Source organism: Streptomyces sp. NPDC059355 (genome assembly GCF_042752335.1).
Lineage (GTDB): Bacteria > Actinomycetota > Actinomycetes > Streptomycetales > Streptomycetaceae > Streptomyces.
The window spans coordinates 1-9064 of the sequence record NZ_JBHYXN010000002.1; the positions used below are offsets into that span (position 1 = coordinate 1).

The 9064-nt window shown below is 71.9% G+C and carries 6 protein-coding genes, 1 tRNA gene and 1 pseudogene; 1 reads left to right on the plus strand and 7 read right to left on the minus strand.

Features of this window, described 5'->3' with window-relative positions; genetic code table 11:
• Positions 1–331: 331 nt before the first annotated feature.
• Together ACFXGI_RS02010 and ACFXGI_RS02015 are read right to left on the minus strand one after the other, a co-directional pair.
• Positions 332–1333, minus strand: a complete 1002-nt coding sequence (locus tag ACFXGI_RS02010) for a hypothetical protein (RefSeq protein ID WP_384702675.1) — start codon at positions 1331–1333, stop codon at positions 332–334.
• Positions 1334–2570: 1237 nt separating this feature from the next.
• On the minus strand, positions 2571–3011 hold the full coding sequence (locus ACFXGI_RS02015; protein ID WP_384701871.1) for a hypothetical protein: 441 nt from the start codon (positions 3009–3011) through the stop codon (positions 2571–2573).
• A gap of 367 nt (positions 3012–3378) precedes the next feature.
• Between ACFXGI_RS02015 and ACFXGI_RS02020 the strand changes: the two genes are divergently transcribed.
• Positions 3379–3452 (plus strand) — tRNA-Met (locus tag ACFXGI_RS02020).
• A gap of 584 nt (positions 3453–4036) precedes the next feature.
• On the opposite strand, the pseudogene ACFXGI_RS02025 reads toward ACFXGI_RS02020, so the two are convergent.
• From ACFXGI_RS02025 to ACFXGI_RS02045, 5 genes and pseudogenes are all read right to left on the minus strand, one after another.
• Positions 4037–4321: pseudogene (locus tag ACFXGI_RS02025) on the minus strand (adenosylcobinamide amidohydrolase); the annotation flags it as partial.
• Positions 4322–4722: 401 nt separating this feature from the next.
• A complete protein-coding gene (locus ACFXGI_RS02030; protein ID WP_384701874.1) occupies positions 4723–5970 on the minus strand; it encodes an MFS transporter in 1248 nt (415 codons plus the stop codon).
• 154 nt (positions 5971–6124) lie between these two features.
• Positions 6125–6784, minus strand: a complete 660-nt coding sequence (locus ACFXGI_RS02035) for a hypothetical protein (protein ID WP_384701877.1) — start codon at positions 6782–6784, stop codon at positions 6125–6127.
• The gene (locus tag ACFXGI_RS02040) at positions 6781–7881 is read right to left on the minus strand and encodes a nitroreductase family protein (protein ID WP_384701879.1); all 1101 of its coding nucleotides are present in this window, start codon (positions 7879–7881) and stop codon (positions 6781–6783) included. The genes ACFXGI_RS02035 and ACFXGI_RS02040 overlap by 4 nt, the downstream gene beginning before the upstream one ends.
• Positions 7878–8963 carry a SagB/ThcOx family dehydrogenase gene (locus ACFXGI_RS02045; protein WP_384701882.1) on the minus strand — a complete coding sequence of 362 codons (1086 nt, stop codon included), beginning with the start codon at positions 8961–8963 and terminating at the stop codon, positions 7878–7880. Before ACFXGI_RS02045 ends, ACFXGI_RS02040 begins: the two co-directional genes overlap by 4 nt.
• Positions 8964–9064: the final 101 nt, after the last annotated feature.

Genomic DNA, 9064 nt, shown 5'->3' on the forward strand with positions numbered 1-9064 from the left:
CCGCACACGGTGGCCGTCGGACGCTGAGGGGCAGGTGGCGGTTGAGCTTGTTCCGCCGTGTTCGACCGCGACTGCCAGGCCCATGGCCATCGCCTGCGAGCCGGCCGCACCGCCACCGCGTAGCGGCGGGCGGTCACGGGTGGCCGGCCCGCGCGCAGCGCTTCATGAGCACCTGCCTGTCCGTGACGATCGTGCCGTGCAGGGGGCTGGTGGCGGTGTCGCGGCGGTCCGCGTAGATCCGGCACCGGGCACAGGCCGGCCGGGGCCTCCTTGGCCGTGCCGTCTGCGTCGAGCCCCACCCGGGGGGCTGGGCTGCACCGCCTCTGACGGGTCAGCATCCTCGGTCGTAGAGCGCCCGTAGCCACGGTTCCCTGACGGTGGGCATCCGCGCGAGCGTGTACCGGAACGCCTCCCTGGACGGCTGGAACGGGTACCACGGGTGCGGCGGCAGCGGATCGTCGCGCTCCACGCCTTCCGGCAGCCCGCCCACCACGGGCAGCCGGGTCCGGTGTGGTGGGAAGGCGAGCTCCGCCCACAGCGCGGCATCCATGGGTACCGGCACCGCCCCGGTACGCGGCTGCCACATCTCTCCGGTCTGCGGGTGAACCGGCACCAGCGCCAGGTCGGCGGCCGGCTCGCCGAACCCCGGTCCCGCCAGGTCCAGCCGCTTCGCACCATTCCCAGCGGGCACCAGCGCGCCGAGCGTCCGGCCGAGGAGTTCGGCGACCGGCCCGGGCGCCACCTCGACCGGCGCGCCCCCGGCGGCCATCACCACTCGGGCCAGGGCCACGCCCGCCGGGATGTCCCGGAACTCGCTCAGCCGATGCCACAGCGCGCCGGTGTCCAGCAGCTCCGCCCAGTCCATGATCGGCCGCTCCGGCGGACCGGGCAGCCGCACCACCGCTTGCGGGACGAGCCGCACGACCTGCCAGCACCCGCAGTCGTCCATCCTCGTGCCCACCGGCAGGTCGCAGCCCAGGCAGGCAAGGTTCGGCCCGTCCCTCCCGTCGATCCCCCTGCAGCAGCCCCCGGCCCGCTCGAGGATCAACCTGGTGCCGCGCATGTCGCCGGGTGCGAGCAGGACGGTGTCCGACGGCCCGTCGGACAGCGCGCCGAACGGCGCGAAACGCCCCCGCTTTGCTGCCTCGCGCGCCCCGACCTCGTCCCACTGCCGCCACGGCGGCCCGTACGGCGCGGGGTCGATGGCGTAGGACCCGGCCTCCAGCAGTGGCGGGTGCAGCGTCTCCCAGTGGGTATCGGCCACGTGGATCGGCAACGCCACCTCCGAGACCGCCGCCGTCAGGACCACACCGCAGCCCGCACACCCGAACACCGTCAAGCCATCCCCTCCCGCCGTCCAAACCACTGCATCCCACCAGCAGCCGGACCGCGGAGCAAGGAGTTTTCAGACGACGCCAAAGACCCCGCCGACAGGCGCTCCTTTATGGCCGCCGTCCGGTATCTGCCGTGAGGCCCCTACTGGACGATCTGCCCTCCAGACGGCCTTCAAGCCCTCGGAAGCCGCTGGATCACCACGGGTTCGGTGCCTTCGTCGCCTGGTCCCCAGGATCGTGGCGGCGGTGTCGCGGTTCACGGTGGTGTGAGCAGGCCCGAGGCGGACTCGACTCGCCTACCGGCGGCCCGGTGCGTTGCTGGTGGCGTAGCCAGGCTGTCAGTGCTGCCTGGAGGTCGGCGACTTCCCGAGGATCCCGGGTTTTGCTGATGGTGCCTGCGTGCAGGCGTACTTCGGCGGCGGTAACGGTCCAGGCGGGGTCTCGCCGGGAGCCGGAGGTCAGTGCTTGCCCGTCGGTCAGCGTGTGGAGGGCTTCCCGGAGGTGCGGGGCACGACGCCGGTGCCGGGCGGGAAGGGGGTGCGGGGACGGGGTGTGATCCCGATCGCCGTGTAGAACGCGGCCAGCGCATCCTCGAGGGAGCCTGGCCTTGCGGGGGCGGCACCCGTGGATTCTGCGATGAGTTCCGGATGCGGACGCGGGGCATGCGGGCCGTACGGCTGTGCGTGCAGGGGATGCTCGTCGGTATCCAGCCGTACGCAGGCGGGTGGGATGAGTTCGCGGGTGTAGCCGCAGCCGGTCAGAGCCGCGTAACCCTGCGCATCTCGGCAGCCTGGCGCGGGACAGGATGGTGGCCGGGGGCGATCGGCGCGTGGGGCTTCGTAGGCCGTGGCGCCATCCCGAGCAGGCCCGTGCTCTGGTGCAGCACGCCGGCCTCGGTCAGTACCAGCGTCGCCTGCCGACCCTTCGCGTCCGAACCGAGCCTGAAGCCGACCACCACGGTGCCCAACCCCACTGCCCTCCCCCGGCCGCCCGTTCACCGCGGCCCGCTGCCCGCCACGCCAGCCAGGCCGCACATGCCGAGGATGAGGTTGGCGATGTTCGACCCCGGCGACGGCCCGGGATGCCGGACCGCGGTCGCGGGATTCGGGCCGGTAGCGCTGGTTCATGTACCTGAGCGCCTTCCCCTCCACGCCGGACACGTCCGTTCAGGTTCCCCAGTGGACCAAGCCGAACGGGAGCTGCTCGACGGCGGCCGCAGGTGCGGACAGCGTCGGGTCAGTGCCGCAATGCGTCGTGCTTCAGGCGAGAGCGGGCCGCGCCTTCGGTCAAGCCCAGTGAGGTGGCGATCGACTCCCAGGACAGCTCGTCGGCCTCAGCCATGTAGGCGGCGTCCCGGGCCACCCGCCGGGTCATCTCCTCGAGTGCGGCCACCGCCTTCAGGGCGGCGACCGGTGCCTGCGCCGCCGGCGAGTTCAGCTGCGCACCCACCCGCTCCAGGAGCTCGGCCATCACCTCGGGCAGTGGCACCGTCCGCGCCTCGACCTCGTCCAGGTGGCGCTCCCAATCCTCTTGTGGGCCTTCGATGACCGGCTCGTAGATGCCGGCCGCGTCCGCGACCTCCCAGCCGATCGGATAGTCCGTGGTGCCGGGCCAGCCGCAGGCACACGCCCCGCGGCCGCGTGAACCCGGTTCAGGATGCCGCTGTAAGCCCACCACTCCCGGCTCTCGTGGAAGCGGCGCCGCTGCCCGGATCGAGGTACACCTGGCCCGGCTCGCTCCCGTCCGCCAGCAGGGCACCCGCCCAGCCCTCATGCGACGGCCCGCACTCCTTGCTCAACCGGGCCGACCCAGGCTCTGCCGGCCATGCGGTGACACCTGCCTGGTGGGCGCGCGCACCGCCACGCCCTGAGCCGGCATGCCCACACGCACGGGCCGGCGAGCGGCCAAAACCCGAAAGCGTGCACCACCCCGAAACCCCCACCACCCGGAGACTTCCGCCGTACCAGAGGAGCCCGCGGCCGACGCCCTGCGGGAAAACCGGTCAGAGCAGGGCCGAATGGTGGCGTAGGATGGTGTTTACCGACGCGGGGTGGAGCAGCTCGGTAGCTCGCTGGGCTCATAACCCAGAGGTCGCAGGTTCAAATCCTGTCCCCGCTACTGCACCGGAAGGGCCCGGATCCTGACATGGATCCGGGCCCTTCCGCCGTACTGGACACCTCGGGCGTAGGCCGATCGGCGAGTGTGTGGCCAAAGGGCCGGTGGACTGGCGACAGGACATCAACCTGATCGAGTGGCCACTCAGATGCCGCACCTTCCGGAGGCTCAAGAGCTCGGCGGAGAGGCCTCGGAGACCAAGGCTCGCCACACTCCACTCCCACCAGGGCTGTTGGTCTCTTCCGTCCGAGGTACGTCTCCGGGTCGGCGAACCGGTTCGCCTCTGCGTGCTGCATCAGTCATGCCGCCTGGGCAATGCCGGATCGACCGCGCGTCTGCGCCCCATACCAAGTCGTTTGCGTGCATGTCACCGACACCCACCTCTAGGCCCCGCAGCTCCCGGGCGCCGAGGCCCGGTCGGATGAGGTCCGCGGGACCCGCACGGCGGCCTTGCAGACTGCGCTGGTGAAGGCGTCGGCAGAGGAGGGCTTCCGCAGGACGTCGGTCTTCCACCACGTCGTGAAGGAGGGCGAAGCGTTCGCAGCCGGCCTGCACGGACGGCACCGTCGTGGAGACAGCGCCACCGGCAGCGCGACCGGCAGCGCCACCACAATGTTGATCGTGCCGGGCGCCATCGCCAGGGCAGCATCCTCTTGCGGGGCAGCAGCCCAGCCGCGGACCCCGAGCCCCACTTGGTGACTGCCTCCGCACCGCCATCGGAGGCGTGACCGTACGCCTGCACATCGGCGGCTGTCATCAGCCCGATCCGCGGCCCGCGGGCACCGCGCGTGTCGGGCCGGCTCGGAGAGGTGACGGTGCGGGTCGGTGCGTCGGTAGCCGTGAGGCACCTGCGCGATGATCGCACGCGCTCGGCCACGGGCGACGCGTACGGGTCACAGTACTGGCGGCGGTCAGCCGAAGGCGGCGGCACAAGGCGGCACTCTGCTTGACAGGGCTGTCGGGCCCGTGCGACCGGACAAGAACCCGTGGGCACTTCTGGCCGCGCGTCTATCTGCGTTGACCCTGGCACAGCCCCACCGCAGCCCGCGTGAGTAGTCACGAGGAAGGCTATGCCCGGTAAGCCGCTCCCCCGCCCGGCCGGCCGGGCCCCGCCGCCGACCCGTTCAGGAAGGCGCCAGTTCACGGAGGTGGCCTGCCGCACTCCGACCCGGTCCGGCTGCCGGCCCTGGTGCTCCGCGCCGCCGCTCGCCCGTGAGAACCGGCAGCCGGCACCGCGCCCCGCCCCTCGCGGCCGCTTCGCGTCCGTGGCCTGCTACCGCCGCTCCGTGCCCAGCCGGGTGCGGTAGTGCGCTCCGATGGCCGCGCAGGCGGCCATCGTCGCCACCCCGGCTCCCACCAGTACCGCCCGTGGCCCGAACCGGTCGGCGCACACCCCGAGCAGGAGTGCCCCGACCAGTCCGCTGCCGTAGAACACCGTGGTCTGCAACGCGATCACACGGCCCCGCAGTCCAGGGGCTGCGCACAGTTGCAACAGCACTGCGGAGCAGGTCGTGAACAGCATCGAGGCGAATCCGGCGGGCACCAGGAGCACCACGAAGACCGGATAGTTCGGTGCGAGGCCGCACACTGCGCCGGTCAGCCCGGTGCCGGCGGCCGCCGCGAGGACGGTGACCGGGGACGGCCTCTCGGCGCGGCCCGCAACCAGGGCGCCCAGCAGACAGCCGACCGTCACCGCCATGGCCAGGGAGGCGAACCCGGTCGCCGTGAGCCCGAAGGCGCGCGTCGCCATCAGGGTGTTGGTCAGCGTGAACTGCACGCCGATCGAACCGACCACGCCCGACGCGAGGACGACGGCCGCCAGCCGGGGCACGCGTCCCGCCTCGGCCAGGGCGTCGCGGAGCCCGCCGCCCCTGCCCACGCCGGCCGCCGTCGCGGTGTCGTCCGTGGCCGGGTCGGGCAGGGTGAGCAACACCGCGGTCATACCGGTGAAGGTCGCCGCGTCCAACACGAAGATCCAGCCGACATGCGCCCAGCCGACGATGAGTCCGGCCACCAACGGCCCCAGGATCTGACCGGTGTTGAGCAGTGCGGTGTACAGGCCGAGCGCACGCGACAGCCGGGTCTCGCCCACCAGGTCGGTCAGGAAGCGCTGCCGCGCGGGATTGTCGACCACGGTCACCAGGCCCGCTGCGAAGGTGAGCAGGTAGATCTGCCAGACCCGCACCGGGCCGAGGAAGACCACCACGGCGAACATCGCGGACAGTGCGGCGTGCGCGCTCTGGGTGGCGATCAGCAGCCGGCGCCGCTGGTACTGGTCGGCGATCCGGCCACCGCGGCCGCCGAACAGCAGCAGGGGACCGAGCTGGAATGCGGCGAGCAGCCCGACCAGGGAGCCGTTGCCGCCCGTCGACGCGGCGAGCAGCCACGACTGGGCCACCTTGTACATGGCGTTGCCGAGGCTGGAGACCAACTGGCCCATGGCGAGGTGACGGAAGCCGCGCAGGCGCAGCGGGGAGAGGGCACCGGTGGTCCGTGAGGCCTCGGCAGGGCGTGAGTCCATGGGCTCTCCAAGAAGGGAAAAGATCAAGAAGACATCGTGCGGAACGCCGATGCGGCGGGGGGACGGGAAGGCTCCGGTCCTCCCGCCGCGATGCCCCTCGGGGGATGGAGGTCGGGACCGGCCACGAGGGCACGGCGCGTGGCCGGTACGGACGTCAGACCATGGCGTCGAACCAGAGCCTGCGGATCACCCTGCGGCCGTTGAACGGCCGACGGCGGTGCAGCATCGTCCTGTTGCCCACCCGCCCCACGCCGCCGGGCCCCAGCCCGCCGCCGGGGACCCCCCGGGCGCCCGCCGCCTCGACGGCCCGGTGAGCCGCCTCGACAGCGGCGGTGTCGTCGACCGCGATCATGCGGTCGCGCCGGTAGCGCAACAGCGGACCCTGCTCGTCGGGCAGCTGTTCGAGGATCGGTGCGACCTGAACGCCCTCGACGGTCAGATAGGAAGCCCGCGCGGCGAGCGGTTCCGGGTCGATGTGCTCGACGGGCAGCAGGTCGAGCCCGCCGCCACCGTCCGCCTCCAGGACGGCTATGGCCATCCAGCGGGGCGGCACGGGCAGGAACGCCGCATCGGTGTGGAACCAGAAATCGCCGTGCTCGGCCACGAGTTCGATGTCGGTGTCGCCCGGCATGCCGATGGTGACGTCCCGGATCAGCCGCGCCTTGCCGCCGGTGAGTTCCTGTACCCGGTGCAGCAGCGTGCCGGAGGATCCGCCGGAAGGGAACCGCACGGCACGGGGCGGCTCGCCCGGCCGCTCGGCGCCCTTGGCCGGCCACAGGCGGACGCCGGTGGTCCCCTCGTCCGCCCCCCTCACTTGGTGTACCCCAGCTTCAGGTAGTACATCGCGTCGGCGTCGCTCGCCACACCGTCCAGACCCAGCAGCGAGGCGGCGCGGCTCTCGGCGATGGCCGGCGTCAGCCATCCCACGAGCCCGAGCTGGTACCCCGCCTGCAACACCTCCTGCGCGAACTCACCCATCTGAATGAGAAGGTTGAGGTACGCGCGTGAGTGGCGGTACAGCCACTGGTAGCGGTCCCACTGCACGGTGACGAAGAGGCTGACACCGCCCCCGCCGATCCAGTTCTGCCCCTGGATCGTGGCCGCGACCGCCTCGTCGGTCGGCTCCCCGCCCGTGGCCAGCAGGGTGTTGCGGACGGCGTCGTACTGGTACACCCCGCGCGGCACACCCTCGACCCCCTGCACCACCACATAGACGTGCAGCCAGGTGTAGAAGGAGTTGAGCAGGAAGTACGGGTCGCCCGAGGCCTTGGACTCCTCAGCCATCCGGACGTTGGCCGTCGAGTGGTACAGCACGGCACCGAGCGTCTCGGCGGTGACGGGCTTGTCAGCGAACTTCCGGACGCTGCGGCGCCCGAGCATGGAGTCCAGGCTGTAGGTGATCGGCTCGTGCGGTGTCGGCAGCGCGATCTCGTGGACCGGGTCGATCCGGAAGCGCTCCGGATATCCCCGGGCCGACTGGAACCCGGCGATCTGGCCACGCCGGAAGTCGGACAGCGCAGTCAGCTTCTCACCGCGGCCGACGGGCTCCACGTAGGGCAGGTCCTGCTGGGAGTAGAGCAGATAGGCGGCGCGCGACCAGCGGTGCTCCTCCCAGCGGAACATGTCCTCGGTGGCGTTGGCGTCCGCGTCGACCAGCAGGCCTGCCGCCAGTGCCTGTTCCCGTTCGGCCGCACCGAATCCGGCGGCCGCCGCCTCCGACCCGGTGCGCGCTTCGAGGTGGAAGTAGAGGAGCTCCCAGGCGCGGGCCCCCACGGTCCGCAGCCGTTCGCGGGCCGCGAGACCGAGCGCGCTGAGCTGGTCGCCGCGGCGCTCGTGCGCGAAGAAGAAGGGGGAGGAGACGAGCCGGGCCGGAGCCGGGGCCGTGGTGTCCGTGGTCTGAGGCGTGCTCATACGAGGGTCCCGAGGAAGAGGGGTGTCATCCGTTCGACATTGATGCCGAGCAGCGAGGCGATGCGTTCGTCACTGAACTTCTGGTACGTGTAGCCGCCGACGCCGAGCCGCTGGATCACGGTGCGGTACGCCATCAGTGTGTGGCCGACGTCGATGAACGGCGCGCGGGCCGAACGGGCGTCGCGGTAGCGCCACATGGCCCGTTCCACCAGCGAGGAGAAGATGATCAGCCCGAACGGCTCGGAGTGGAACTTGTCGAAGAGGTCGAAGCTCGCCTCGCGGAAGTCGGCCGAGTGGTCCCCGGCCCGCAGCAGATCGAGCCGGTGGTGCGCCACGTTGTAGTGATACACACCCGGTTCCACCCCGCTGCCCGGGAAGAGCGCCACGAACGCCTCGGTGGGGTGCCGGGCGCCGCCGGAAGGCACCGCCTTGCGCAGGAACTCGCCCTGGACCGCGAACGGACGCCGGGTGCGCTCGCCGAAGCAGACGTCCATCAACAGCGACAGTCCTTCGGGGCCGCGCCGCTGTTGCGGGGACATCGCGGCGAGCAGGGCGTCGGCGGACTCGTCCTCGCCCACCTTGCGCAGCGGCACGGAGCCTGCGGCGGGCATGTCCATGGTGATCGGCGGCGGCGCGCTGACGGCGATGTACTCCTCCATGCGCGCGTCGTCCGCGTCGAAGGCACCATCGGTGTCCATCTGCAGGAAGGGGTAGTCGCGGGTGGAGGCGTGGTACCGGTATGCCTCGTCCCAGTCGTAGGCCCGCCATGCGTCAGCGGCGGCGGTCTGTGCCGCGGGGACCAGCACGTCCTCGGCGACCAGGGTCGCCCACAGCTCGTCGGCGATCGGGGCCAGGTTCTCCTCGGCCCGCCAAAGCCCGGTGATCACCTCGCGGGTGCCGCTGTCCGGGAGCAGACTGATGGCGTGTGCGACGCGCGGGTCCCGCAGTACGAGGGGAGCCCTCGCGGAGCTGGTCTCGGCCACCATGACGCGCTCGTCACCGGAGAACGCCAGGGGGTACACCAGCAGTTGCGGATGCGGTGCATAGGTCTGTGATGCGCCCGCCGGCGCTTCGATGGTCACGGTGGTGGAGCACTCCTTGTGTGCGATGGGTCCAGGGGGGGGGGGGGGGGGGGGGGGGGGGGGGGGGGGGCGCCGCCGGCGCGCCGGGGGGTGCCGGGCCC